Annotated in this window: 24 protein-coding genes and 1 tRNA gene; 9 read left to right on the top strand and 16 right to left on the bottom strand. The window is 52.9% G+C overall.

Annotation, left to right across the window (positions count from 1 at the left end):
- The first annotated feature begins 167 nt into the window (after positions 1-167).
- The 4 genes from rluB to FLS37_RS00440 all read left to right on the top strand — a co-directional run bounded on the left by rluB (position 168) and on the right by FLS37_RS00440 (position 5,038).
- Entirely contained in the window at positions 168-1,376 is a 1,209-nt protein-coding gene (gene rluB, locus FLS37_RS00425) for a 23S rRNA pseudouridine(2605) synthase RluB (protein WP_157313957.1), read from the top strand.
- Positions 1,377-1,394: 18 nt separating this feature from the next.
- Positions 1,395-1,952 carry a transcription elongation factor GreB gene (gene greB, locus FLS37_RS00430; RefSeq protein WP_157313958.1) on the top strand — a complete coding sequence of 186 codons (558 nt, stop codon included), beginning with the start codon at positions 1,395-1,397 and terminating at the stop codon, positions 1,950-1,952.
- An 80-nt stretch (positions 1,953-2,032) separates the two neighbouring features.
- Complete coding sequence (locus FLS37_RS00435) at positions 2,033-4,135, top strand: sensor histidine kinase (protein ID WP_157313959.1); 2,103 nt, start codon at positions 2,033-2,035, stop codon at positions 4,133-4,135.
- An 81-nt stretch (positions 4,136-4,216) separates the two neighbouring features.
- Positions 4,217-5,038: a thymidylate synthase gene (locus FLS37_RS00440; RefSeq protein WP_157313960.1), complete on the top strand. Its 822-nt coding sequence runs from the start codon at positions 4,217-4,219 to the stop codon at positions 5,036-5,038.
- A 56-nt stretch (positions 5,039-5,094) separates the two neighbouring features.
- Here the strand turns inward: FLS37_RS00440 and FLS37_RS00445 are convergent, their stop codons facing one another.
- Positions 5,095-5,433, bottom strand: a complete 339-nt coding sequence (locus FLS37_RS00445) for a 2Fe-2S iron-sulfur cluster binding domain-containing protein (protein WP_157313961.1) — start codon at positions 5,431-5,433, stop codon at positions 5,095-5,097.
- Between the two features lie 46 nt (positions 5,434-5,479).
- Here FLS37_RS00445 and FLS37_RS00450 point away from each other — a divergent pair, with 46 nt between their 5' ends.
- Entirely contained in the window at positions 5,480-5,827 is a 348-nt protein-coding gene (locus FLS37_RS00450) for a translation initiation factor Sui1 (protein ID WP_157313962.1), read from the top strand.
- Between the two features lie 66 nt (positions 5,828-5,893).
- Here the strand turns inward: FLS37_RS00450 and def are convergent, their stop codons facing one another.
- A complete protein-coding gene (def, locus tag FLS37_RS00455; protein ID WP_157313963.1) occupies positions 5,894-6,490 on the bottom strand; it encodes a peptide deformylase in 597 nt (198 codons plus the stop codon).
- Positions 6,491-6,615: 125 nt separating this feature from the next.
- Between def and FLS37_RS00460 the strand changes: the two genes are divergently transcribed.
- Together FLS37_RS00460 and FLS37_RS00465 are read left to right on the top strand one after the other, a co-directional pair.
- Entirely contained in the window at positions 6,616-6,999 is a 384-nt protein-coding gene (locus FLS37_RS00460; protein ID WP_157313964.1) for a hypothetical protein, read from the top strand.
- Between the two features lie 186 nt (positions 7,000-7,185).
- Positions 7,186-7,410: a hypothetical protein gene (locus tag FLS37_RS00465; RefSeq protein ID WP_157313965.1), complete on the top strand. Its 225-nt coding sequence runs from the start codon at positions 7,186-7,188 to the stop codon at positions 7,408-7,410.
- Positions 7,411-7,457: 47 nt separating this feature from the next.
- Here the strand turns inward: FLS37_RS00465 and FLS37_RS00470 are convergent, their stop codons facing one another.
- The gene (locus FLS37_RS00470) at positions 7,458-8,369 is read right to left on the bottom strand and encodes a LysR family transcriptional regulator (RefSeq protein ID WP_157313966.1); all 912 of its coding nucleotides are present in this window, start codon (positions 8,367-8,369) and stop codon (positions 7,458-7,460) included.
- Positions 8,370-8,516: 147 nt separating this feature from the next.
- On the opposite strand from FLS37_RS00470, the gene FLS37_RS00475 reads away from it, so the two are divergent.
- Positions 8,517-9,671 carry a twin-arginine translocation pathway signal protein gene (locus tag FLS37_RS00475; RefSeq protein WP_157313967.1) on the top strand — a complete coding sequence of 385 codons (1,155 nt, stop codon included), beginning with the start codon at positions 8,517-8,519 and terminating at the stop codon, positions 9,669-9,671.
- 418 nt (positions 9,672-10,089) lie between these two features.
- On the opposite strand, the gene FLS37_RS00480 is transcribed toward FLS37_RS00475, so the two are convergent.
- Together FLS37_RS00480 and FLS37_RS00485 are read right to left on the bottom strand one after the other, a co-directional pair.
- Positions 10,090-10,173, bottom strand: a tRNA-Leu gene (locus tag FLS37_RS00480).
- Between the two features lie 117 nt (positions 10,174-10,290).
- Positions 10,291-12,972, bottom strand: a complete 2,682-nt coding sequence (locus FLS37_RS00485; protein WP_157313968.1) for a bifunctional acetate--CoA ligase family protein/GNAT family N-acetyltransferase — start codon at positions 12,970-12,972, stop codon at positions 10,291-10,293.
- A 295-nt stretch (positions 12,973-13,267) separates the two neighbouring features.
- Here FLS37_RS00485 and ppa point away from each other — a divergent pair, with 295 nt between their 5' ends.
- On the top strand, positions 13,268-13,798 hold the full coding sequence (gene ppa / locus FLS37_RS00490) for an inorganic diphosphatase (RefSeq protein WP_157313969.1): 531 nt from the start codon (positions 13,268-13,270) through the stop codon (positions 13,796-13,798).
- Between the two features lie 169 nt (positions 13,799-13,967).
- Here the strand turns inward: ppa and fliJ are convergent, their stop codons facing one another.
- The 11 genes from fliJ to FLS37_RS17065 all read right to left on the bottom strand — a co-directional run bounded on the left by fliJ (position 13,968) and on the right by FLS37_RS17065 (position 26,781).
- Complete coding sequence (fliJ, locus tag FLS37_RS00495; RefSeq protein WP_157313970.1) at positions 13,968-14,411, bottom strand: flagellar export protein FliJ; 444 nt, start codon at positions 14,409-14,411, stop codon at positions 13,968-13,970.
- 62 nt (positions 14,412-14,473) lie between these two features.
- Positions 14,474-15,871 carry a flagellar protein export ATPase FliI gene (fliI, locus tag FLS37_RS00500; RefSeq protein WP_157313971.1) on the bottom strand — a complete coding sequence of 466 codons (1,398 nt, stop codon included), beginning with the start codon at positions 15,869-15,871 and terminating at the stop codon, positions 14,474-14,476.
- Complete coding sequence (locus FLS37_RS00505; protein WP_157313972.1) at positions 15,855-16,748, bottom strand: FliH/SctL family protein; 894 nt, start codon at positions 16,746-16,748, stop codon at positions 15,855-15,857. The genes fliI and FLS37_RS00505 overlap by 17 nt, the downstream gene beginning before the upstream one ends.
- A gap of 9 nt (positions 16,749-16,757) precedes the next feature.
- Complete coding sequence (gene fliG / locus FLS37_RS00510; protein WP_198314424.1) at positions 16,758-17,765, bottom strand: flagellar motor switch protein FliG; 1,008 nt, start codon at positions 17,763-17,765, stop codon at positions 16,758-16,760.
- 15 nt (positions 17,766-17,780) lie between these two features.
- Positions 17,781-19,508, bottom strand: a complete 1,728-nt coding sequence (gene fliF / locus FLS37_RS00515) for a flagellar basal-body MS-ring/collar protein FliF (RefSeq protein ID WP_157313973.1) — start codon at positions 19,506-19,508, stop codon at positions 17,781-17,783.
- A gap of 24 nt (positions 19,509-19,532) precedes the next feature.
- Positions 19,533-19,856 (bottom strand): flagellar hook-basal body complex protein FliE, encoded by a 324-nt coding sequence (gene fliE / locus FLS37_RS00520; RefSeq protein WP_157313974.1) that lies wholly within the window; start codon positions 19,854-19,856, stop codon positions 19,533-19,535.
- Positions 19,857-19,929: 73 nt separating this feature from the next.
- Complete coding sequence (locus FLS37_RS00525; RefSeq protein WP_157313975.1) at positions 19,930-21,258, bottom strand: sigma-54 dependent transcriptional regulator; 1,329 nt, start codon at positions 21,256-21,258, stop codon at positions 19,930-19,932.
- Positions 21,259-21,267: 9 nt separating this feature from the next.
- Positions 21,268-22,347: a chemotaxis response regulator protein-glutamate methylesterase gene (locus tag FLS37_RS00530; RefSeq protein ID WP_157313976.1), complete on the bottom strand. Its 1,080-nt coding sequence runs from the start codon at positions 22,345-22,347 to the stop codon at positions 21,268-21,270.
- A gap of 27 nt (positions 22,348-22,374) precedes the next feature.
- Positions 22,375-22,989 (bottom strand): chemoreceptor glutamine deamidase CheD, encoded by a 615-nt coding sequence (cheD, locus tag FLS37_RS00535; protein WP_198314425.1) that lies wholly within the window; start codon positions 22,987-22,989, stop codon positions 22,375-22,377.
- On the bottom strand, positions 22,989-23,837 hold the full coding sequence (locus tag FLS37_RS00540) for a CheR family methyltransferase (protein ID WP_157313977.1): 849 nt from the start codon (positions 23,835-23,837) through the stop codon (positions 22,989-22,991). Before FLS37_RS00540 ends, cheD begins: the two co-directional genes overlap by 1 nt.
- A gap of 178 nt (positions 23,838-24,015) precedes the next feature.
- Positions 24,016-26,781 carry a methyl-accepting chemotaxis protein gene (locus FLS37_RS17065; protein WP_157313978.1) on the bottom strand — a complete coding sequence of 922 codons (2,766 nt, stop codon included), beginning with the start codon at positions 26,779-26,781 and terminating at the stop codon, positions 24,016-24,018.
- Between the last annotated feature and the right edge of the window lie 2 nt (positions 26,782-26,783).

Here is a 26,783-nt window from a genome sequence, read left to right on the forward strand (position 1 = left end):
TGCAGACGCAGTCGGCTCAAAAACACCTCGAGCGCTTCGAAGATCAGGCAAAAATAAAGATTACACGCCATTTTCTAAGGCAATATTCGAATCTGCTCATCGTTTTTCAGCGGCCTGTTCATGGCATAAGCGGTATAATCATTCCTTATTCAACAGGCACATATCCCATGAAAACCACTAAAGCTCGTCGCCCGCAACCGGCCATTCGAGAAGCCAAAGCGAACGACCAACAGCGCGCAACAACCAAAATCGGTGCTCGTGGGCAATCCGCTGCCGGTGAATCACGTTTTGCCAATATCAAGAAAAAGAAAACCTCGGGCCCGGACATGGGCCGCTCGTCTACGCCGGCCACCAGCAAAAAGCGCAGCTCGCCCACCAGCGGCATGAGCCGCATGGTCGCTCAAGCCATTGCCAAAACTGCCATCGCCCGCGAAGTGCAAGGCATTAAACCGGCGACCGAAAACAGCACGGCAGCAGAAACCCAAACCACGATTCGCGATAGCAAATTGCGCCCAAGCGCCAAGCGGGCCAAGAAAATGCCGCAGCGCCATGGCTCACAGCACGAAATTTCAGCACAAAAACAATTGCGCGAAAAACGGCTAACCAGCGATCAGATCGGTGACGAACGCCTGCAAAAAGCGCTGGCCTTCTCTGGCATTGGCTCGCGCCGTGAAATGGAAGAAATCATTGAAGCCGGTCGCGTTAGCGTCAACGGCAAAATCGCCGATCTGGGTGCCAAGGTGAGCCCGGGCGATGAAGTACGGATTGATGGCAAGCGCATTGCACTCAAATGGCAGGATCGATTGCCACGCGTCATTATGTACCACAAGGAAGAAGGCGAGCTGGTCAGCCGTGATGACCCGGAAGGCCGTGTTACCGTGTTTGACCGTCTCAAGCGGATTTACTCAAGCAAATGGGTCGCCATTGGTCGTCTGGACTTTAACACCTCAGGGCTCTTGCTGTTTACGACTTCAGGCGAGCTGGCGAACCGCATGATGCACCCAAGCTTTGAAGTCGAGCGTGAATATGCAGTCCGCGTGCATGGCCAGCTCACGCCAGAACAAATGAAAGAAATGGTCAATGGGATCGAGCTCGATGACGGCCCGGCCAACTTCGCTCGCATCGAAGATCGTGGCGGCGAAGGCCAGAATCACTGGTATCACGTGGTACTGAAAGAAGGCCGTAATCGTGAAGTGCGCCGGATGTTCGAGCACTACAACCTGATGGTCAGCCGACTGATGCGGATCCGCTTTGGTATGTTCAACCTGCCGGGGCGTCTCAAACGCGGCCAGTTTTATGAATTAACCGAAACCGAAGTGCTGGCCGTGATGAAATGGGCCGATCTGACCATGATGGGTCAGGTCAAGAGACGATAAGCGGATAGCAGCGCAGACATGAGCAAAGCGTTTACCAAAGAAAACAACGGCGACGATGATGAGCTACCCGCGGAACTGCACGTACCTGCGGGCAGCAAAAACTATATGACGCCACAGGGCTGGCAGCGGATGAAAACCGAGCTTTACGAGCTGGTGAACAAGGAGCGTCCGCACGTCACCCAAGTGGTCAATTGGGCAGCCAGCAATGGCGACAGGTCGGAAAACGCCGATTATCAATATGGCAAGCGCCGTTTGCGCGAAATTGACCGTCGCATCCGTTTTTTAAGCAAACGGCTGGAAAACGCCGAAGTCATCGACCCGGAAACCCGCGAAGCCACCGACCAGATTTTTTTTAGCGCCACCGTCACGTATTTGCGTGAAAATGGCTTTGAGGAAACGGTGGTCATTGTCGGCGTGGATGAAACCAATCTGCCCCTCAATCACATCAGCTGGACTTCGCCCGTCGCTCGTGCGCTGATCAAGGCGCGCGAAGGCGATGTGGTGTATTTGCGCACCCCGGCAGGCAGCGAAGAGCTGGAAGTAATACAAGTGCGTTATGTAAGAATTGAAAGCTAAGTGTTTGCTTTACAACGACAACATCAACATAGAGCTTAAACGTTTTGCCAGATACAAAGTGCTACTGGTATTGTTCTGGCATGAATTCACATAACCACGCGACCAGCAGCCTCTTCCGGCGGGTTCTACGCAGTATGGCACTGCGCATCGCCATTGCCGCCTGCCTGATTTCTGCGCTGAGCTACTACTACAGCTATGTGCGCCTGCAAGAAGAAGCGCTCAGCAATCTGTCCAAATACATTGATACGCGCAGCCAGCTCGAAAGCGAGCTGTTTATCAATGCTGAATCGAATACCAAACTAATTCGCGACGATTTCCTGCGCCGCTATGCCCAGGCACAAAATCAGGACTTTAGCGCTCAATTTGGTGCGCTGGTGCGTCAGGACAGAGACGGCATGTGGCGGGTCAAGGCCGAAATTGACCACTTTGAACACCAAGCCACGATTGCCCTCTTGCCCACCGTCAAGCAGACGCCGGAACTGAAGCGCCAGGTCGTTCTGGCGCACCAGATTCTGAGCCAGTATGGCCCGGCTTATCGTGGCCGCAGTTACGATAGCTTTATTGACCTCAATGTCTCCGATGTCAGTCTGATGTACCTGCCCATCCTCAACTATGCCAGAAATGGCTCGGTGGATGATTTTGCCGAAGATCTGGAAACCGAACTGGGTGCGCTACCCGAGCGCAACCCGGCGCGAAAAACTTTCTGGACCGGCATTTACTACGACAAACAAGCGCTGGAATGGATGGTCTCGGTGGTCACCCCGATTGACTATCTGGGCAAATATATCGGTGGCGTCGGCCAGGATATTCCGCTCGATCAGCTGATTACGCGCACCAATAATGTCAGCATTCCGGGCACGCACAATATGATTTTCAGCCGGGATGGCATGCTGCTGGCTCACCCGGACTATATGGCCAAAATCCAGGCCAACGATGGCAGGCTGGATATGCGCAAGGCCGATCCGATGCTGCAAGGCATTTTCAATGTGGTCAGCAAAGCCGCCACCAAAGATCGATTTATTGAAAGCAGCGATGGCAAATCATGGCTGGGCATCGCGCCGATCAAGGGAGCAGACTGGCTCTTTGTCACCGTGTATCCCAAGCGCCTGCTCGAAGAAAAAGCCGCCCTGGCCGCCAGCATGGTACTGATCCTCGGTATCTTTGCCCTGGCCGTGGAACTGGGTTTGCTCGCCATGGTGCTGCGCAATGACGTTGCACGCCCACTGGAGCGCCTGAAAAACGCAATTCGCGCCCTGGCCGCGGGCAAGCAAAGCAATCAGCTCGATTTGCACCGCAGCGACGAAATCGGCGAGCTGGCGCGAACCTTCAATGAAATGTCGCATACCGTCCAGTCGCACCGCATCCATCTGGAAGATCTGGTGGCCGACCGCACGCAAGAGCTGGCCACGCGCAATCTGCAACTGGAAGCGGCTAACGAAGCACTGAAATACCTCAATCAAGAGAAAAACGAGCTGCTGGCCATTGCCGCGCATGATCTGAAAAACCCAGTGGCCAGCATCCAGGGCATGGCTGGCCTGCTCAATGAGCGGCTAGACAGCTGGCCGACCGAGAAAATCAAAGACAGGCTCGATGGCATTCACCTGCTGGCAGGGCGTATGCAGCGCATTATCAGCAATCTGCTCGATCACGACGCGCTGGAAGCAGGATCGGTGCAGATGCAGATCGAAGAGATTGATCTGGATGACCTCATGAGTGACACCCTGATCACCTGGCGCGAGCGACTGCGCAGCAAGCAGCAAACCATTCACTACAGCCCAAACCAGCTTATCGTGCGTGCCGACCGGCAGGCACTGTGGCAGATCATGGACAATCTGATCTCCAACGCGGTGAAATATTCCCCTAACGAACAAAGCATCCTGATCGGCGCCCAGCTCACCGATGATGGCGTCGAGCTCACAGTGAGCGATCATGGCCCGGGTATTGCGCCGCATGAGATCGGCATGCTGTTCAAAAAATTCAGCCGCCTGTCTGCGCGCCCCACCGGCGGCGAGCACACGACCGGGCTGGGTTTATCCATAGTCAAAAAGCTGGTCGAAGCGATGTATGGGCAAATCCGTTGCGAGAGCCAGTTTGGGCAAGGTGCCCGCTTTATTGTGACGCTGCCACCAGTTCGTCAGCAACTTGCTGCAAGCAGCGCCCATCGCCAGCAGGAACAAGCCTGAGTTTTGCGTTAGAATCACGAGCTGCATTGCGCCACGTCGGCACAATGCAGCTTTTTTTACGGCTAGCCCACGGAGTTTTCGATGCGCCAATATCTGGATTTACTGCAACATGTTTTGGATACTGGCATCGCCAAAGAAGACCGCACCGGCACCGGCACCGTGTCGATTTTCGGCCATCAGATGCGCTTTAATCTGGCCGAAGGTTTCCCGCTGGTCACCACCAAAAAAACGCATCTCAAATCAATTATCAACGAGTTATTGTGGTTTTTGCGCGGCGACACCAATGTGCGCTGGCTGCAGGAGCACGGCGTGACGATCTGGGACGAATGGGCGCGCGACGATGGCGAACTGGGCCCGGTGTATGGCTATCAGTGGCGCAGCTGGCCGACGGCCGATGGCCGCCATATCGATCAGATTTCTGAGGTCGTCAAACAGCTAAAAACCAATCCCGACTCGCGCCGCATTATCGTATCCGCGTGGAACGTCGGTGAAATCGAAAACATGGCGCTGCCACCTTGCCATGCTTTTTTCCAGTTTTATGTCGCACCAGCGCAGCCGGGAGACGCGGATCAGCGCGGCAAATTGTCCTGCCAGCTGTATCAGCGCAGTGCAGACCTTTTCTTGGGCGTACCATTCAATATTGCATCGTATGCGACGCTCGTGCTGATGCTAGCGCAAGTGTGCGATCTGCAGCCGGGTGATTTTGTCTGGACTGGTGGCGATTGCCATATTTACCGCAATCACTTCGATCAAGTGCGCGAGCAACTGTCACGCGCGCCGCGCAGCTTGCCCACGATGAAACTGAATCCGGCCAAAACCGATATTTTCTCGTTTGAATTTGCAGACTTCACGCTCGAAGGGTACGACCCGCATCCGGCGATCAAAGCGCCGGTTGCCGTTTAACAAACCAAGGGTATATTACTGCAGAACAATACGAGATTGATCTGCAGTGACATACCCTAAGCAAGCCGCACAATCAGATCGTCTTCGACCACGTAGTGACAAGCCAGTCGCACTTGCTGCGGTGAATCAAAAATCGTCAGCGGCATATTGATCGGCATCCGGGCGTGGCGCACCAGCACATTGCGCTCCTTGCTGCCAATCTCTATCCAGCGCCGGCTTGCCGCGTGTTCGCAATACACCTGACACGCGCCGCACGTTCCCTGCCCGCAGCGCCAGGCCAATGCCAATTTCCCTTCGCGTACCAAGGGGCGAACAGCATCGATCAGCAGAGAGCCTGCCGCCACCTCAACGGCGAGATCAGCGCGCTCACTCTGGATAAAAGTCACAATCGGCATGACTGCTCACATTAAAATTACCCTGTTGAGAATATAGGACTTCCACATGAAAAAATCGTCATCCGGCGGCCTCGTTTACTCAACTGAACATGGTCGCACCTGCCCCGATTGCCGCCAGCCCATCGCGCAATGCAGCTGTAAAACTCCGGCCCTACCCACCGGCGATGGCCACGTGCGGATTGCGCGCGAAGTGCGCAGCGGCAAAACCATCACCGTGATCCGTGGCGTGTTACTGGCAGCGCCCGAGCTGGCCAAACTCGGTAAAGAGCTGAAAAATCTCTGCGGCAGCGGCGGCACAGTGAAGGACGGCGTGATTGAAATTCAGGGCGAACACCGGGAGCTGATCGCCAAAAAGCTGACTGAACGCTATAAAGTGAAACTGGCTGGCGGCTAAATTTAATCAAAGGGTATATCCCTGCAGATCATCCTCAACAACACCTGCAGAGCAATACCCGCTCTATCAATCCATCCGCTTCGGGAATAGCACGTCGGTATAACCAAAGCGCGTCATATCGCTAATGCGTTGTGGATAAAGCACGCCCCATAGATGATCGCATTCATGCTGCACAACACGGGCGTGAAAGCCCTCGACGCTGCGATCAATCCGATTGCCATATTGATCAAACCCCTGATAGCGAATCCGCGCATAGCGTGGCACTTCGCCGCGCAGGCCGGGCACCGACAGGCAGCCTTCCCAGCCCAGCACTTCTTCGTCGTCCAGCGGCGTGATCACCGGATTGATCAGCACCGTTTCGGGCACCGCTTGCGCATCGGGATAGCGCTCGCTGTGCGTAAAGCCAAAAATCACGACCTGCAGATCAACGCCGATTTGCGGCGCAGCAATGCCCACGCCACCGCTGGCGCGCATCGTGTCAAACAGATCCGTAATCAGCTGCGCCAGCGCCGGCGTATTGAAGGCAACAATAGGCTGCGTCTGCTCGGATGTAGCGAAGGTAGTGGCAGGCTGCGCCAGTTGGGATGTATCGACGGTCGCGACAGGCTGCGCCAGTCGCAGCAAACGAGGATCGCCCATTTTCAGAATGGTGCGTACGGCCATATTTTCTCCTTGCAGCTCAATCCAATATCATCCCTTGCGTTTCAATCCCATACCAAACAGCCCACCACAGCCAAGCCAGTGCAGCGTATCATGGGCAGCTTTGCCACTGCCCGCCATTTTGCCGTATGTACGACGATTATCAAGCCCACAATGATATGGATGAAACCACGCTGCACGCTTGGCAATTTTATCTGGCCGTCGCCCAGCTGGCGCTCTCGCATCTGGCGAGCTGGCCCGCAGGCAGCATTGCCATCACCGATGATCAGGAGCACGCCTACTGGGTCTGGCAAGGCGCAACAGAAAATCATCTGGCCTGGGCGCCAGTGGCTGAGGGCATGGTGTGTTTTGATAGTGCGATTCTGGTGGCCGAGCTGCTGGGCCTGAGCGCCGAAGAAATCGACTATCGCCGCGACTCACTCAGCCGCTTGTTGCAAAGCGATTCGCCCATCACGCTGCAATGGCCCAAGGCTCAGCTACAGCGCGCCATCCGCAGCCCGGGTGAGTATTGAACCGTTCATCCTTACAGTAAATTAATGACGTATATACCTATAGCTCAATCTAAATAAAGCACGCAGAGCAATACCTAATAGCGGTATAAAAATAAATCCCTTACAGACTTGATTTTGTAAGCATTTAGCGCCATCTTTCCGTCATTGCATCTCCCACCTTGTTGCACAGGATCACTCATTATTGCCATGGCATCCGCACTACCCCATCCCGAGAGCCTGTTTATCAGCGCCAGCGAGCGCACCCAGAACACCGCCGATCCGGCCGAAGCCAAGCCTGCGCCCAGCGTTGGCGACAAAATCAAACGCTTAAAACAAAAGCGTGAGCTGGCGCAGGATTTGCAGCAAATGATCGCCAACAGCGGCTTGAGTATTGAAGAGCTACGCGAAGCGCTCGCCCGCCAATCTGGTTAAACACCGACGTTCTCTGCCATCACTAGACCATCCGTTCTGACAGCGTACTAGGCTGCATCTTGCGGTGCTTGATCTAGCGCCAGCGGCAGGTGATGCGCCAGAAAATCATACACTGCCCGAATACGGGCGCTGGTGTGCAATTCGCGGTGCACCGTCAACCAGATCGGCAATCTGGGCAAAGGCAGCTCGGGCAGCAGCATCTGCACCTGTGGATCGGTGCGCAGAATAAAACCGGTCGCAAACCCCACGCCCAACCCCGCGCGCACAGCCTGCCATTGCGCCAGCAGATCGTCCGAACGCAAGCCAAAACGCAGCTTTTCCACCGTCAGGCCATAGGCAGAAATGGCTGGCGTCACTTCATCATTCGCATCGCCGGTAATCAGATCATGCCCCAACAGATCGGCAAATTGCAGCGGCACGCCGCGCTGACGCAAATACTGCTGATGCGCGCAGGCATAAATCGGGATTTCAGCGATTTTGCGTGCGACCAGCGTGCTTTGCTGCGGGCGCATCATCCGTAGCGCAATATCGGCCTCCCGGCGCAGTAAATTGGACACCGTATTGCTCACCAGCAATTCGATTTCAATGTCCGGATAAGTCTGCCGCAATTGCGCCAGCACGGGCGGCAGCAACACACAGGCCACGGTTTGGCTGGCCGTTACACGCACCCTGCCCTGCAGCGAGCGCTCTGCACCGGTGGCCAGCCGCCCAAGCTGCGCGGCCTGTTCGGCCATGGCACGCGCCGTTTCGGCCAGCCGCAGCGCATGCACAGTAGGGGTCAGCCCACGCCCGGTGCGCTCGAACAACACAATGCGCCAGCGCGCCTCCAGCTCGGCAATATGCCGCCCCAATGTGGGCTGGCTAACGCCGCTGACACGCGCCGCAGCCATCAGGCTGCCGTGCTCCAACGTCGCCAGAAATGACTGGACGTGATCCCATGGAAAATCATATTCATTCATTTTTGAATAACTGAGCAGATAGTTTATTTCATTGTAAATAGATGAGCGGGATTTCACAATGCAAGCACGCCCCCGCCACAACCGGCGTGTCGGGGTGGATTAAGGCATCAGCCTTGCCCGCATCATCATCTACTTTGGGAGAAAATCATGCATCGTCGTGAATGGCTTCGTTTATTTGGCGGTGGCCTGATTGCCGCAGCCACTCTGCCGCTGGTCGGCTGCAGCTCGGCCTTGCCCGCCGAGGCCATTGCGGCCTGGCAGCAACCCGCTGCATCGCTGGATTTGCGCCACTGGATACTCTCGCACGCGCTGCTGGCGCCGCACTCGCACAATCTGCAATCGTGGCTGGTGAATCTGGAAATCCCGGACACCATTTTGCTGCGTATGGATCAGCACCGCTTGCTGCCGGAAACCGATCCATTTGGCCGCCAGATGGTCATGAGTCAGGGCACTTTTATCGAAATCCTGGCCATTGCCGCTCAGCAGCGCGGCTATCGTGCCGAAGTCACGCCCTTTCCCGAAGGCGAATTTGCGGCAAACCAGGTCGATGAACGCCCGACTGCCAGCATCCGCCTGATTGCCGACGCATCGCTACGACCCGATCCGCTGTTTGCGCAAATCTTCCAGCGCCGCACCAATCGCTCGCTCTATGAAGCCAGAGACCCGGATGCCAAAGCACTGCTGGCCATCGCGGCCAGCACCGCCGCTTATCCGGTTCGCTGCGGCTTTATTCTCAGCACCGAAGTCAATATGGCCCGCCATCGACAGATTGCCAACGAGGCCTGGCGCGTTGAGCTGAGCACACCGCGCACCTTGCTGGAGTCGTACAAGGTGCTGCGTGTCGGGCCAGCAGAAATTGCCAAACACCGGGATGGTTTATCGCTCAATGATCCCTTCGTGCGTGTACTCACCGCAACCGGCCTATTTGACCGCAGTAAAGCTTCTGCGCCCGATAGTTCGGAAATTAGCGGGCAGATTGAGAAATTCCAAGCCAAAATCGCCGCCACGCCGGCATTTTTCTGGCTGGTCAGCGAGCGCAACGATAGGCACACGCAATTGCAGGCGGGGCGCGCCTATGTCCGCGCCCAGCTCGCTGCCACGGCGTTCGGGCTGTCGATGCATCCCTTGCAACAGGCTTTGCAGGAATACCCCGAGCAGCGTGACAACTACACCGCCATTCATCGCCTGCTCGACGCCAGCCAACCGGGCCAAACCGTACAAATGTGGGCACGGCTGGGATACGCACCAGCGGTAGAACCAGCGCCACGGCGCGGACTGGCTGCACATCTGTCGCAAGCCTAGCCGAGCCTCTCTGGCCAAGCTCATTGTCAATTCTCCGCGCAAAATTTTGCGGACAGAAGTTATGTGCAGTGCTGACAAAACGCGAATTAATTGGTTTGAGCAAATCGGGCTGGTGCTCTGGCCAATGGCGAGCAGCTGGTTAGAATCGAATTCGCAATCAACAGGTCTTATCAGCACTGGCGACCGCAAACTAGGCTTAATTCTGCGAAAACAATACATACTGGATGTATATCACAGGGGAGCTTAACAGGAAATGGCTTGACGAATATACCCTCTTGCTAGCAGTAAGCAGATCAAACAGAGAGGGGATTAAGGAGAGCGAGGCTGGAGGGCAGCGGAAAGTTAAATCGCTAGAAAGCAAAAAGCCCAGCAGGGCTGGGCTGTCCGGATTGGTAAACATTCCGGTTTGCTGCAGTGATGGTGCCCAGGGTCGGACTCGAACCGACACACCTTGCGGCGGGGGATTTTGAGTCCCCTGCGTCTACCATTTCGCCACCTGGGCAGGTAACTGGTTTAGAGGGCGGATTATTCATCAAGAGCGCCGCTTTGGCAATACTTTGGCCAGAATAATTAGCTATTCATTTGAAAAATAAACACAAATATTGCAGCGCCATAGGGGTTATTGCAAAGGCTTCACCACCCATTTCAAGCCATCGTCATCCGGGTGCGGGCCAATGCTAAAGCCCAGATGCTTCATAAATGCCAGCATGGTTTTATTACTGCTCAGCACTTCACCTTCGATCACTTTCAGATTCATATCGCGTGCAGCATTAAATAGTGCATCCATCAAACGCCCGCCCAGCCCTTTGCCCTGCCAGCGGTCATCGATCACCACGGCAAATTCACAGCTATCGCGATCGGGGTTGGCGGTAAAGCGTGCCACGCCGATGATCATTTCACCACCGCCGGTTTCCACGGTGGCCACAATCGCCATTTCGCGGGTGTAGTCCAGCTGGGTAAAGCGCGCCAGCAAGGCTTGCGGCAAGGTTTTGAGCGTACTCATAAACCGGTTGTAGCGGCTTTCGTCGGATAGATTGCTAACAAAAGTGGCAACCAGCTCGGCGTCTTCAGGGCGGATTGGGCGCAAGGCCATCGGCATGCCGTTTTTCAGCTGCGTCACGCTGGCCAGATGCGCCGGATAAGGGTGAATCGCCATATGGCTGTAACGGCGTGCCTGCTCGGAAACCGGGGCAATAATAATGCGGGCGTCCACCGCAATGACGCCATGCTCGTCGGCAATGAGCGGGTTGATGTCCATTTGCTGGATTTGTGGCAATTCGCAGACCATTTCCGAGACGCGCATCAGCACCATTTTCACCGCGTCCAGATCAACGGGCGCCTGATTGCGAAACGCCCCCAGCATGGCCTTGACGCGGGTGCGGCGAATCAGATTATCGGCGAGGTATTCATTCAGAGGCGGCAGCGAGACTGCCACGTCATTAAATACCTCCACAGTTACACCGCCAAAGCCGAAGGTGATCACCGGGCCGAATGAGCGATCGCGTGACACCCCCACCATCAGCTCGCGCCCACTTTTTTTGCCGTGCATGGGTTGAATCACCAAGCCGCGCACATGCTCGGGCCCCAGCAAGCTGTGCGCACGGGCGAGCATTTTATTGGACTCGGTGGCCACCTGAACCAGGCTATTGAGGTTAAGCACCACACCATCAATATCGGTTTTATGCAGCACGACTTCGGCGTCGATTTTCAGCGCAATCGGCAATCCCAACCCCATCGCGGCAGTGACTGCATCATCGGCAGTTTTGGCGCGCAGGGTTTGCGACACGGGAATATGAAAGGCGCGCAGCATGGCTTTGGATTCAACTTCGTCGAGCACTTCGCGGCCACTGGCCAGCACGCCATCAATAATCATCCGCGCCGTTTCAAAATCGGGCGCTTCCATCTCGCCAATCGGCGATGGTGTTTGCAATAAGAGCTGCTGGTTGTACTGCCATGACGCGAGCGAGTAAAACACCTCGACCGCGTTTTCCGGTGCGCTGAAATGCGCGCACTGCGCCTTCGACAGTAATTTTCGGCTGGCCTCGACTTTTTTGCCACCAATCCACGACAGCAAAATCGGCTTGTCATTGCATTTGCGCAGCTCGATCATCGCCTGCGCCGTGGCAATATCGTCGGTGCCCGCCTGCGGGGTAAACACCACCAGCACACCATCAATACCCGGATCGCGCAAAACGATCTCAGTCGCCGCCTTGAAGCGATCCGCCCCCGCATCACCCAGAATATCGACCGGATTATGGTGCTGCGCCTGCGGCGGCAGCAGCGCATCCAGCTCGGCGATCGTTGCATCGCTCAGGCGCGGCAGTTGCACATGCAGATCATACGCCCGGTCAACCGCCATCATGCCCGCACCAATCCCATTGGTGATAATCGCTAGGCGGCGACCTTTGGTTTTGTACGAACCATCGAGCACACGTGCCGCGGTAAAGAGCTGGTTAATCGAATGCAGGCGCAAAACCCCGGCACGTTTGAGCGCCACATCAAACACATCATCGCTACCAATCAGGCGCTCCGAATGCGTGCGCCCGATGCGCTGCCCGCGGTCATATCGCCCGACCTTGAGCGCCAGCACCGCTTTGGAGCGTGATGCAGCCCGCAGCGCCGACATAAAAAGCCGCGCGTCTTTCAAATCTTCGATGTAGAGCAAAATCGATTTGGTTTTTGGGTCGGCAACCAGAAAATCCAGCACATCGCCGACATCAATATCGGCAGCGGTTCCCAGCGAGACGACCGACGAGAAGCCCAGATCGTGCGACTCGGCCCAATCCAGAATCGCCGAGGTGACGGCTGACGATTGCGATACCAGCGCCATGCTGCCGTTTTTCACCTTGCCCTGATAATTGCACGCCAGCAGTTTGCTCGGCGCACGCACAAAACCAAAGGCCGTCGGCCCCAGAATCCGCATACCGTACTGGCGCGCACGCGCCAGCAATTTATCCAGAATCACCTTGCCCTTGGCATCGGTGCCGACAAAATCCCACGACATGATCATGACAAAGCGAATGCCCAGCTTGCCACAGCCTTCGATCAGCTCGGGCAATGTTTTGCTGGGCGTCGTTAAAATCGCCAGGTCCACTTTTTCCGGCACCTTGGCAATTGTTTTTACCGTATTGAGGCCAAATACCGTCTGGCTGCGCAGATTTACCGGAAAAACCTTGCCGGTGTACGCCGACTCAACCAGATTGCGCATGACCTTTTCACCCACCGAACCGGGCGTTTCCGAGCCGCCAATCACGGCAATCGTACGCGGGTCAAACAAAGGGGCTAAATAATGAGGTTTCATGCAGGTATTCCCAATAATGCGGCAGGCTTTAATTGTATATGCTGCGCCCGATTTGCCATATCCGCTTTGCCACATATATTGCTGCAGTGCAAAAGTCAGCGCCAGATTAAAGCTGAACAAGTTTTAAAACCCGCAATCACCCGCCATTTATGCGCCCCAGCGCAAACTGGCAGCCAGCCGTCCCGAATTTGGGCGCAGAATCCGCCGCAAGCTGCACGCCGTGCTATCGGTTTGCACTGCGGCGCGTATATAATTGCGGGGTTTTTCAAACTTAAAACCTCAGGATTTGAAGCTCATGGACATCAGCAAAATTGCAGCGGGTAAAAACCTGCCGGAAGATTTCAACGTCATCATCGAAATCCCAGCCAATGCACCACCGGTAAAATACGAATTCGACAAAGAATCCGGCGCGATCATCGTTGACCGTTTCGTGGGCACGTCAATGTCCTATCCGATGAACTACGGTTTTGTACCGCACACACTGTCACTCGATGGCGATCCTGTTGACGTGCTGGTTTACACCCCATTCCCATTGGCACCTGGCATGGTGATCAAATGCCGCGCGATTGGCGTATTGGGCATGGAAGACGAAGCCGGAATGGACGCGAAAGTCATCGCCGTGCCAGTACCGAAAGTTTGTGCAATGTTTGCGCACATCGAAAAACTGGAAGACTTGCCAGAGTTGCTGTTGGCTCAGGTGAAACACTACTTCGAGCACTACAAAGATCTGGAAAAAGGCAAATGGGTTAAGGTAACAGGCTGGGGCGACAAAGCTGCCGCTGAAGCCGAAATCATGACCAGCTACGAGCGTGCGCAACAAGCCTAAGTGCAGTGCACGGCATCTGGTTTAGCCTAAACAGGTGCTACCCTCCCGGCCAATTGCAGGTAAGTCAGAATGACTGGCTTGCCTGCAAGCAGCAAAACTCATCGTGAAGTTAAAGGAATTTGATATTCCTACGTGTTATCGCGCTCAATAAACTATATCCGGATTTTCATTAGAACGAAGAAGTGTCAGGTTTGATCCGGCTATTGAATTCATCCAGAATTTTTTGTTCGCGCTGGTTTTCTTTTCTCATTTCATTTTGCTCGTGCCGTACGCGCAAGGCATCAAAGGCTTTGACCTTTTTTTCGCACGCTAGCCAATCGGTTTTTCGTCGTTCGTACTCCAGCTCAAGACGGCTTACTTCATCACCTTGCTGAATGGCTGCAGCATCCAGCTTGGCAAGAAATAGCTGAAAATCACGCCACTGGGTCACCGAAATGCCGGTCTGTGCGCTGTTGGCCAGTCTGGCTCGGTATTCGGTGCGAAAACCATCGACTTGCTCCAGCTTAGATTTAGCCAGCAGCCAAGCAGCTTGCGCGCTTTGCATGGCGCGTGAAGCTTCTTCGCGTTCATCCTGCGCGAGCTGCAATAAAAAGGCAAAACGAAAAGCGGCCACAATCAGTATTCATCCAATCAAAACTCGCGCCAGCGCGACAGCAAACCAAACGTCAACAGACCCTAAGCAAACAGCTGAGCCAGTTTCATTCTAGCGCCGTCGTAGCCTTCCTGCTCATTGATCGATTGCTGCAGAAAAGCCTCAAAGCTGGGGTGACGACGAATGGCATCATCGAGCACAGGATCGGAGCCGGGCACGTAAGCACCAACGCTGATCAGGTCTTTGCTGCGCTGATAGCGCGAGTACAGGAATTTGAAACGGCGCACCATTTCAAATTCCTGGTGGCTGATAATGTCGTGCATCACTCGCGAAATCGAGGCTTCAATGTCGATTGCCGGATAATGCCCCGATTCTGCAAGCTGGCGGCTCAAAACAAAGTGGCCATCCAGAATGGCGCGGGCATTATCGGCGATCGGGTCTTGCTGATCATCGCCTTCGGAAAGGACGGTATAAAACGCGGTGATCGAGCCACCACCTTCCCGGCCATTACCGGCCCGCTCGACCAGCTGCGGCAAGCGGGCAAAGACCGAGGCGGGATAGCCTTTGGTGGCGGGCGGCTCGCCCACCGCCAGCGCAATTTCGCGTTGTGCCATGGCATAGCGCGTCAGCGAATCCATAATCAGCAGGACATTCTTGCCCTGATCACGAAAATATTCGGCAATACTGGTTGCATAGGCGGCCCCATACAGCCGCAATAGCGGCGGTGTATCGGCGGGGGCGGCGACCACGACACTGCGCGCGCGGCCTTCGTCACCCAGAATATTCTCGATAAAATCTTTCACTTCGCGGCCACGCTCGCCGATCAGGCCCACGACCACCACATCGGCGGCAGTATAGCGGGCCATCATCCCCAAGAGCACCGATTTACCCACCCCTGAGCCAGCAAACAAGCCCAAGCGCTGGCCGCGCCCGACAGTGAGCATGGCATTGATGGCGCGGACACCGACATCCATTACTGTGCGCACCGGCTCTCGGTCCATCGGGTTATACGCACGTGAAAACAGCGGGTAATACGCTTCGTTATTCACCGGCCCCTTGCCATCCAGCGGGCGACCCAGACCATCCAGAATCCGCCCCAGCAAGCCCCAACCGACAGGCACCTGCCGGCCGTGATCTTCAACCCGACGCTGGGCGGGCCGTGGATTGCCCAACTGGGGCTTCCAGGCGGCTATATCCTCGCGTGGCATGACGCTGGCACCGGGTTCGATACCATACACCTCGGCAATCGGCATCAGGAATAGGCGCTGCTCCTGAAAGCCAACGACCACCGCCTCCACCGGATGCCCGCCGGGCGTCATCACATCGCATGAAGCACCAATTGGCAAACGCAGCCCCACAGCTTCGAGCACCAGCCCGGATACCCGGGTCAGGCGGCCACGCGGCAGCCAAGGCTTTACCGTGGACACCGCCGAAGCACAATCTTGCAGATAGCTTCGGATAGAATTAAGTGTTGGCGTCATCGGTGTCAGGACGAGCGGAAGGGGTAATGATGGATGCTGTGTCAGAGGTGCTGGCAGCAACATCCAGTGTCGCTAAAGAGGCAAATTCGGCAGGCAATACATCACCCCCGTATTGCCCTACAGGAAAATCAGGGACTGACTTGGCACCCAATACCCCGGTTATTTTTTTCCAGCGGCTAGCCAGTGAGAATTCAAGCTGGGTGTTGGGGGTTTCAATCCGGCAACTGCCGGAAGACATTTGCTGATCGGGAAGCAGTTTCCAGACATCTGCCGGCAGCTCATATTGCAGATCTTGCTCCAGCAGCTGCAGATCATCGGGCGACAGAAACAGCTTAGCCGGGCTAGTGGGGGTTGGAATCGCCGACAGTGCATCACGAATCGGTGCCAGCAATTGCTTGGGATGCTGACGCAGTTCGTCACCAATCATTTGCTGGGCCACCAGCAAAGCCAGCTCAAGCACCGAGTCAGCCAAAGCCGTCTCGGTCTGTTGCATGGTGTCTGTCAGCGCAGCCAACAAGCCAGTCAGTTGCTGCAACTCGGCCGCAGACTGCACACGCCCTTCCGCCAAACCAGCCTGATAGCCTTCTTCATGGGCCTGTTGCTGAATCGCTTCGATTTCTTCCGCCGTCGGGTATGGCATGGCGTTCGCTATATCTTGTGTAGAAACCGGCTCAGCCGACAGATTGATTTCCGGCTCGATCGGCTCTTGGGTTTCAGCTTGCTCGAGTCCGGGCACATCCTCGGCGGGCTCGGCAGCGATGAACTCTGGCGCTTGCTGCTCTTCTGGCACGGCTTTATCGAGCAAGGAATTGAACTGCCAGCGTTGAAACTCGGTCAGCTCTTCACTGGGAATAATACGGCGTTGTGGACCTGACACTACTTATCCTTACTCGATCATGCCTTCGCCGCCGCTACCACCAAGGACAATCTGCCCTTCATCAGCCAGTCGACGAACGATTTTAAGAATTTCTTTTTGCTCGCCTTCCACTTCGGAGAGTTTAACCGGGCCCTTGGCCTCCAGATCTTCGCGCAACATTTCTGCCGCCCGTTGCGACATGTTTTTGAAGATTTTTTCACGCAAGGCCTGGCTGGTGCCTTTCAGGGCAATAATCAGCGAATCGGACTGAACCTCACGCATCAGCAACTGGATACCGCGGTCATCAATATCCAGCACATTGTCAAAGGTAAACATTTTGTCCTGGATTTTCTGTGCCAGTTCGGGATCGTATTCGCGAATATTGGCCACTGCAGAAGCTTCGACCACCCCACCCATAAAGTTGAGGATATCGGCGGCCATTTGCACCCCACCAATTGCACTCTTTTTGAGTTTGTCCGAACCGGAGAGCAATTGCGTCAGGACATCGTTCAGCTCTTTCAACGCAGCCGGCTGAACACCTTCCAGCGTGGCAATCCGCAGCAATACGTCATTGCGCACACGCTCGGGGAAATTGCTCATGATTTCGGACGACTGATCAGGCTCCAGATGAACCAGAATCGTGGCAATAATCTGCGGGTGTTCGTTGCGGATGAGCTCAGCTACGGCGGCCGAATCCATCCATTTAAGTGACTCGATCCCGTTGTTGTCATTGCCCTGCAAGATACGATCCAGCAAATTGGCAGCTTTGTCGGTGCCCAGCGCTTTGGTCAGAACCGAGCGAATGTATTCATCTGCAGCGCCCAGATTGGCACGATTTTGTGTAGCGGCGATAAAATCACCCAGCACCGCATCCATCTCCTCGCGCTTGACCGAATTCATATTGGCCATTTCAAAGCCGAGCTTTTGCACCTCTTTGGGGCCCAAAAACTTGAACACTTCAACCGCAGCATCTTCACCCAAAGACATCAGCAGCAGCGCACTTTTATGTACGCCATCATCATTCAAATTGGCAGCCATGCTGTGTGCTCCCGCTTAGGATATTTTATTGGGGTTAGACTTGTCGTCTTGCGGTGTCATCCATTCACGCAGAATGGTGGCAACCATACGGGGATCATTTTTAGCCAGCTCTTTGGCCTGCTGCAGCAAGTCCGCAAAGGCAGCCATTTTGTTTTGTTCTTCAGGGCTATCATCAGCCCCGCCTTCGATAGAGAACATATTGCCTGAGCCCGGCTCACCCAAGTCAAGCTCAATCGTACGCGCTTCTTCACGCGAACGCGTAAGGTCTTTCATCAACGGCCGGATAACAAAGAACAATAAATAAAGCGATGCAATCGCAATCACAAACATTTTTAGCACATCCATCGCATTGCTCTGGATGTAGTTCAGTGCCTTATCGGGAAGTGCTTTTTCTTCCAGCGGGATGGACTCGGCAAAGGCGGCATTGACCACATTGACTGAATCCCCCCTGTCCTTGTTGTAACCGATTGCTTCGCGAACCAGATTATTAATTTGCGTCATTTCTGCCGCAGTAAATGGCACATAGGCCACTTTGCCATCCTTGTCTTTCCCTGCCTTGTAATTGAGCACAACCGCAGCGGAAAGACGCTTGACGATACCCACGGGCTGCTTGACATGCTGAATCGTTTTATCGACTTCATAATTGGTGGTAGCTTCTTTTCTACTATTGGCAGCAACGCCCGTCGTCACCGCCGATTCACCAGCTTCGCCCGGCGCGGCAACAGGAGCCGTAATCGGTGCTGCTGCAGCACCTGGCGGCTGATTGGATAAAGCGCCGGGCACCCCCATTGCGGCATCTTCCGCCGAACGACCACTCTGATCCATGGTTTGCTGACTACGAATGGCTGCGGCATTGGGCGGAGAATTGGGCTTGAAACTCTCTGAAGTTTGCTCTATTTCAGCAAAATCAACCTGCGCAGTGACTTCTGCGCGTACATTCTCTTTGCCGACAATGGGCGCCAGAATCGTTTCCAGCCGCTCAACAAAACCACGCTCAATCTGCCCGACATACTGCAATTGGCGTTGATCCAGATTACCACGTGAATTCAGGTCGGCTGATCTTGATAACAGATTGCCGTCCTGATCAACCACGGTCACATTCGCCACGGGCAGACCCGGAATACTGGAAGACACCAGATGAATAATCCCGGCTACCTGCCCGCCATCCAGTACGCGGCCTGGATGTAAAGTCAGCACAATCGATGCAGAGGGCTTTTGCTGATCACGCAGAAAGACGGTCTGCTTGGGGGTAGCCAGATGAACCCGGGCTTTATCAACGGCGGAAATTGATTCAATCGAGCGGGTCAGCTCACCTTCAACTGCCCGCTGATAATTGACTTGCTCGGTAAATTGCGAGACACCAAATTTCTGATTATCGAGCAATTCAAAACCGACATTTCCCGCCTTGGGCAAACCTTGAGCGGCCAGTTTGAGGCGTACGTCGTAGATGCTCTCTGCAGGGACAGAAATCATGCCCGCATCGAGTTTGTAGGGGATTTTCATCTGCTCAAGCGACTGGACAATCGCGCCGCCGTCTTTGTCTGGCAGATTGGTAAAAAGAATACGATAAGCTGGTTCACGCGACCATAGCAAAGACCCTGCGATGGCTGCAATAATGACCGCAACCATGACCATCGCCATCATTTTGCGCGCAGGCGGCAGCATATCGAAGCGTTGCCTCAGCCCACCGATATTACTTGCTGTCACCAAGGTGTTATCTGCTGCGACGCCCGCTTCTGCCATACCCTACCGATATCAGTGCTGCAGTTAAACCTGCATATTCATAACTTCCTGATAGGCAGTAACGAGCTTATTACGAACTTGAACCATGGTTTGAAAACTCAAACTGGCCTTTTGCAGCGAGACCATGACATCCTGCAAATTGGCATCTGGGTCACCCGCTTGAAAAGCGACCTGCTTTGTTTGAGCCTCTTGCTGCACTTGGTTTACCTGATCAATGGACTCTTTCAGCACATCGGCAAAATTCGGCCCATCCACCACCTGATTGGGCTGATTGACCGATTGGCCCGATGCCAAGGCGGACATTGATCTTAATTCACCGAGCAGCTGGTCGATTCCTTGCACGCTCATGACTACCTACCTTCCTTGCAAAATTGTAGGGGTGCAAGCCAGTTGCAGCAAGCACTTCCTACACCTTGTCGTGTTAAATTGGCAAACCACCATCTTCTTCGCGGTACTGTGCCAGCTTATAGCGTAATGTTCTTTCGCTCATTCCCAGTTTTTCTGCCGCGATTTTTCGCACGCCGCCTGCAGCCTTGAGCGCCTCAAAAATCATGTTTTTTTCCATGCCTTTGATATTACTTGGCACGGCAATTTCTTCCTGCATCAAGTCATTGGCGGCAATTTTTGCCGCCTGAGCAGGCAAAAAAAGATGCTCAACAGCAATCTCATCGCTTGGCGACAAGATCAAAGCCCGCTGAATGACGTTGTCCAACTCACGGATATTACCGGGCCAATGATATGCAACTAGCGTTTGTTGGGCCGAGGCAGACAGAACGGGTGAGCGTTTTTTCTGCACCGCTGCATATCTAGCAAGCAGATTACGTGCCAATGGCAAAACATCGCTTGATCGATCACGCAAAGCCGGAATCTGCAACGGGAACACATTCAAACGGTAATACAAATCTTCCCGGAAAGTGCCAGCGGCAACCTCTTTGGCCAGATCTCGGTTGGAAGTCGCCAACACCCGAATATCGAGTGCAATCGGCTTCACCCCCCCCACTCTTTCCAGCTCACGCTCCTGCAATACACGCAATAACTTGGCTTGCAAAGCCAATGGCATTTCAGTCACTTCGTCCAGTAAAATCGTACCGCCCTGCGCCTGCTCAAATTTGCCGACATGATGGGTGGCTGCACCTGTAAACGCTCCTTTTTCGTGGCCAAACAGGGTTGATTCGAGTAACTGCTCAGGAATCGCAGCACAATTGATCGCTACAAACGGCTTACTGGAGCGCACACTATGGCGATGAATAAAGCGCGCCATAATTTCCTTGCCAACACCCGATTCACCAGTGAGCATAATCGACGCATCGGATTGTGCCGCGCGCCGAGCTACATCAAGCAATTGCTGCATCACAGCCGATTCGGCCACCAATGCATCTTCACCCAGATCAGGCAATAGATAGCGTTGCACCTGCTCAAGCAATGCGGCAGGCTCAAATGGTTTGGGCAAGTAATGACTTGCACCTGCGTGCAGTGCGTTGACCGCCTGTTCAATCAATCCATAAGCCGTCATCAGAATGACTGGCAAACATGGATAGTGTTTTTTGATTTCGACTAGCAGGGTTTCGCCATCCATAGGCTGCATTTGAACGTCAGAAATCACCAAGCCAACTTGTTGGCTAGCCAAAACAGCCAGAGCAGAAACACCATCCTCAGCGACAACCACCCCATAGCCATCCAGCTCTAGGGTATCTACTAATGCTTCACGCAAATCATCATCATCTTCAACAATCAGTACCGGTAAAGCCATGCCTATCCTTTAAATTCTCAATGCTCGACTACTGTTGGCTGAAATCCAGGACAAGACCCTTTGCGTCATATCTTTAAGCGGCACAATTTCATCAACACCACCCGCTGCAATCGCCTCTTTGGGCATACCAAACACCACACAACTCGCCTCATCCTGAGCAAAATTATGCGCACCAGCCTGATGCATTTCCAACATACCTACCGCACCGTCCTTACCCATCCCCGTTAAAATGACGCCGACAGCATTTCGCCCGGCAATATTAGCGGCGGAGCGAAACAGCACGTCGACCGATGGGCGATGTCGATTAACCGGAGCACCATCCGATAGCTCACAAATATAGTTGGCACCTGACACCCCTAGCAGCAAATGGGAGTGTCCAGGAGCAATATAGGCGTGCCCAGGCAAGATCCGCTCTCCGTGCTCTGCTTCCTTGACTGAGATCCGGCACAATGAATCAAGTCGTTTGGCAAATGAATTGGTAAATGATTCTGGCATGTGCTGCGTAATTAAAATTGCTGGCGCATCGGGCGGAATAGGCATCAAAAAGTCTTTAAGTGCCTCAGTTCCGCCGGTAGAAGCACCAACAATAATCAACTTTTCCGACTTCAGTAGGGGTCGTGAGGTTTTGGGCAAAACTGCATCTGCAGTATGGCTGGGAGGGATTGGTTCCCGCATTAAACATTTCACCTTTGCTTTGGCTGCCATCCGGATTTTGTCCCGAATTTCATCGGAATATTCATTGATTTTACCCGCAATATTCATTTTCGGCTTAGCAATAAAATCCACAGCCCCTAACTCCAGCGCACGCAGAGCCACTTCGGAGCCTTGCTCGGTCAACGATGAAATCATCAACACTGGCGTAGGCTTAAGGCGCATTAAGCGCGCGAGAAAATCCAGCCCATCCATTTTGGGCATTTCAACATCAAGGGTAATCACATCTGGATTCAAATCGCGAATTAGCTCGCGCGCAATCAAAGGATCAGGGGCGGTGGCCACACATTGCATATCACCAGCGGTATCAATCACTTCTTTCAGCAAGCTGCGAATCAAGGCTGAATCATCAACTACCACGACTTTTATCTTTGCCATGTTCTTTACCTCAGATTTATGCTTTGATCAGGTAAATAGCTCAATTTCGCCACCTTGATCCATGTGCGTCAGGCGTGAGCCATAGATTTTTTCACGTTCCACAATGGTATTATTGTGAACTGATTTGAGTTTCTTCACTAAAACTCGGCCGGTTTTTGGAAAAAAATAAACTTTGCGCGGAAAAATGTCGAGCAAATCTTCAGCCACAATCGGTATTTGTTCAATCGACAAAAATGATTTAACAAAGTCGGCATTTTTCAAACCGACATTTGAAACGGTAAAGCCACGTAGCACATTGCCACCACCAAACACCTTAGCTTCAAGCCGATTTTTTTTTGCGCCCTGTTTAAGTAGCTGATTGATCAAAACTTCCATCGCGTAGGTTCCGTACCGCGTCGATAGCCCGTTCACAGTGGCCATATCTTCTTGTGACTCAGGCAGCATAAAGTGATTCATACCACCAATCCCGGAAACCGAATCACGCACACATGCAGCTACGCACGAGCCCAGCACGGTTACCAGCACCATCTCTCGGCACGTGACGTAATATTCACCCGGCAATATTTTGGCCGCTTCAATCGAAAAATTTTTATCAAAATAAATCGTTGGCGCTAAAATTTCTTCATAGTCAGCCATGGCCATTATGTTCTGCTCCAAGCAGCTTTGGCACGATCGGTCAAACGATAAGTTGTTTTACCAAATGAGCGGTACCACTCCGACATATAGTGCAAGTTTTCCGAATGCCCCACATATAACAGCCCATCGGGCTTGAGCAAGTGTCCAATTTTTTCCAGCAAAACCTTTTGGGTTGGCTGATCAAAATAAATCATGACATTTCGGCAAAAAATTGCATCAAACCGCCCCTCTAATGGCCAGCGCGTATCGAGCAAATTGATTTGTTTAAATTCAATTAAATCTCTGAGGGCTTTTTTTGCTCGTACTTTTCCGGCATTGGCTTGAGAGCCTTTTAAAAAAAAGCCTCGTTTCCGCTCTAGGTCCATCTTGTCAAGCTTGTCGATGGTATAGACCCCTTGAGCGGCAGTCGCCAAAACATGGGTATCCAGATCAGACGCAATAATTTCCACCGGTGGCTGCGCCATTTGATAAGCCTCGATCGCAGTCATCGCGAGTGAATAGGGCTCTTCACCCGTAGACGAAGCCGCACACCAAATCCGAAACGGTCGTGACGCACAGCTTTGCATTTGACTTGCCAAGATTTCAAAGTGATGCGCTTCACGAAAAAATGACGTTAGATTGGTAGTCAGCGCATTAATAAATTGTTGCCATTCGGGAGAATCAGGATCGTTTTCAAGCGACTTTAAATACCCCGAGAACGTATTGATCCGTAGCGCTCTCAATCTACGGGCCAGACGGCTATACACCATCTGCTCTTTACTTTCATTCAGCCTAATACCCGCTCGCTGATAGATCAGCTCCACGACTTTGGCAAAATCCGTTTTGCTGTAACTAAATTCATGGTCATTTTGCATACTTTTTCATCATTAGCATGAGGTAAATATTTAGGTACTCCAAACCCGTCATGCGTAGTCCTATTGCCTACGCTAGCCAGCCCTCTACTAGATCCAGTGAGCCATCAATACCCGAAAAAAAAGGGGCCAAACAGCCCCTTCTTTGCCGCTAAAAACAGAGCATCAAATAGGAAAGGGCTTAAAATTCTTCCCAATCATCATCTGCATTCTCTAATTTAGGAATTGTGCGGGCGGCCGTCTTGGCCGCACTGGTTGGACTAGTATGTTTTGGAATATTGCCAGGGATGGCAGACCGACTCGTCTGGCGAACTTGCATCGCCTTACCGCCCAATAATTTAAATATGCCCACTGTTTGCGTTAAATTATTGGCCTGATCTTCCAAGCTTTCAGCCGCTGCAGCAGCCTGCTCAACCAGCGCAGCATTTTGTTGCGTATTTTCATCCATGTGAGTAATAGCCTGATTCACTTGCTCGATACCGGCACTTTGCTCATTGGATGCGGCAGAAATTTCGCTCATGATATCGGTCACACGACGTACCGCGCTCACGACATCCTGCATGGTGTGACCAGCTTGATCAACCAACTTGGAACCGGCCTCGACTTTAACCACCGAATCGCCAATCAGATTTTTAATCTCTTTGGCCGCCCCCGCCGAACGCTGAGCCAGATTGCGCACTTCCGACGCAACAACGGCAAAACCACGCCCTTGCTCCCCAGCTCGGGCTGCCTCGACGGCTGCATTGAGCGCCAAGATATTGGTCTGGAAGGCAATGCCATCAATCACCGAAATAATGTCGACGATTTTTTTCGCCGAATCATTAATATCCGACATGGTTGATACAACCTGACTCACCACATCACCGCCTTTAACGGCAATATCAGAAGCGCCGATAGCTAGCTGATTAGCCTGACGGGCATTTTCCGCATTTTGCTTCACGGTTCCTGTTAACTCTTCCATGCTGGAGGCTGTTTCTTCCAGACTTGCCGCTTGCTGCTCTGTGCGACTAGACAGATTGCTATTACCCGCAGCAATTTCTTGCGAGGCTACATTGATCGTTGAAGCCGCCTCTTGAATATTTGTCACAATCTCAGCCAAACGATCACAAGTAGTATTGCAATCATCCTTCAATTGACCGAGCAAACCACGGTAATCGGCGGTAATTTTTTGCGTCAAATCTCCTTGCGCCAATGCACCCAAAACGCGTGCCACATCGCTAATTCCTGCTTCATTTGAGCTAACCAGCTGATTCATACCTTCAGCTAGCTTGAGCATAAAGCCATCTTTACCACTAGGGTCGATGCGACGGGTGAAATCGCCATTTACCGCCGCTTCCACCAGGGTATTCACTTCATTTTCAACAGCCACTTCAGCGGTTCGATCGACCCATTCAACAACGGAGCCAAGACGCTTGCCAGCCGCATCGAACACTGGGTTGGCAATCAGTACGAATGTTTGACCTGCGACGGTAATTTGTGAGCGGTAAGTGTTGGTCAAATTGGCTAGCAAGGTAGACTGATGGCTTGGATTACGATGGAAGCCATCCATATTGGTGCCAATCAATTTGCTGACATTAAAGTTAGGTAGTACTTTTCTCAGCTCAGGCTCGACGCGAGAAAGCATGGCCGTCACGGCCTTGTTCATATATACAATATTGCGATTTTCATCTGCCAACATCACGTTGGTCGAGGTGGCTTCCAGTGCCCCCAAGATACGCGCATTTTCATCGGCCAGTTTGCGTTCACGATTTTCAGCCGCAATCGCTTCCGTACGGTCTAGCCATTCAACGACATAACCTTCGCGACCATTTTTCTCATTCATTACGGGGTTAACAATTAAGGCAAAGGTGCGCCCACCAACCACAATGCTGGTTCGATGCTCGCTATTCAGACGATCGAGCATTCCGCGTTGATGGCTCGGATTTTTGTGGAAGCTATCAATATTCACGCCAATTACATTGCGCGCATTAAATTGTGGTAAATCTTTTCGAATGTCTGATTCGGCATTTTGCAGTAATTTTTCGACTGCTCGGTTACAGTAAATGATATTGCGATCTGCATCGGAAATCATTACACTGGTTGAAACTGAATCTAGTGCCGTTTTAACTCTGGCATTATCTGCATCCATTTTCGCAGAATCACGCAATTTCAATTGCAAAGTACGAATTTGTGCCAGCAAACTCGATTCTACCGCCCCTCCTAAATTCAAATCTTGGCTTAAATCACCATCAGCAATTTTTCCGACTTGAACTTGAACGTACTCAAGGTCCGCCCCCAACTGGCGACGTAAGCGGCGAATCAATAAAGCACCGATTACAACAGCTACAATCAGACCAATTGCGGCAGTCACTACGATTTGATTTTTTAAAGCCTCAGCAGAGCTTTCTAAATCTTTTGCGCTAACCAAAGCGCCATCCTTTTCTTGTTTGCCAAAATCAAGAATCACATCGCGATATCCATTAAATGAATCACGCAACTCGCCCATTACAAAACTACGGCTCTCTGCAACATTACCAGAGTCAAATAAGGATTTAAATTTCTCTTGCGATGCCACGAAGATTGATCGTTTCTCTTTAAGCTTGTTAATGTAATCAAGTGCTTCAGCATCATTGATGCTTTTTGCCTGATTTTCAATTTCTTCAACTGCTTTACCAATATTGGCTCGAGTAGCCAAAACCCTAGCCCATTCCTCATCCGATTTGGCTTTATCTTCTGGGGTGGCATTACCCAAAATTTGCATATTTCGCAAAGAACGCGCAATGGTATTGACATCATTAATTATTTCTTGCGTTTTAACCAAATGTGGCAAATGATCATCTGTTAGATCTTTCATATCCGCAGCAGTTGTTGTCGCTGCGCGGTATGACACAACGGCCAAAATTACGATAACTAAAACCAGCGTACCAATCCCAAGGCTGAGGCGGCGATTTAGTGTCATGTTCTCCATGT

This window comes from Chitinibacter sp. GC72 (assembly GCF_009760905.1).
In the GTDB taxonomy this organism is placed as follows: domain Bacteria; phylum Pseudomonadota; class Gammaproteobacteria; order Burkholderiales; family Chitinibacteraceae; genus Chitinibacter.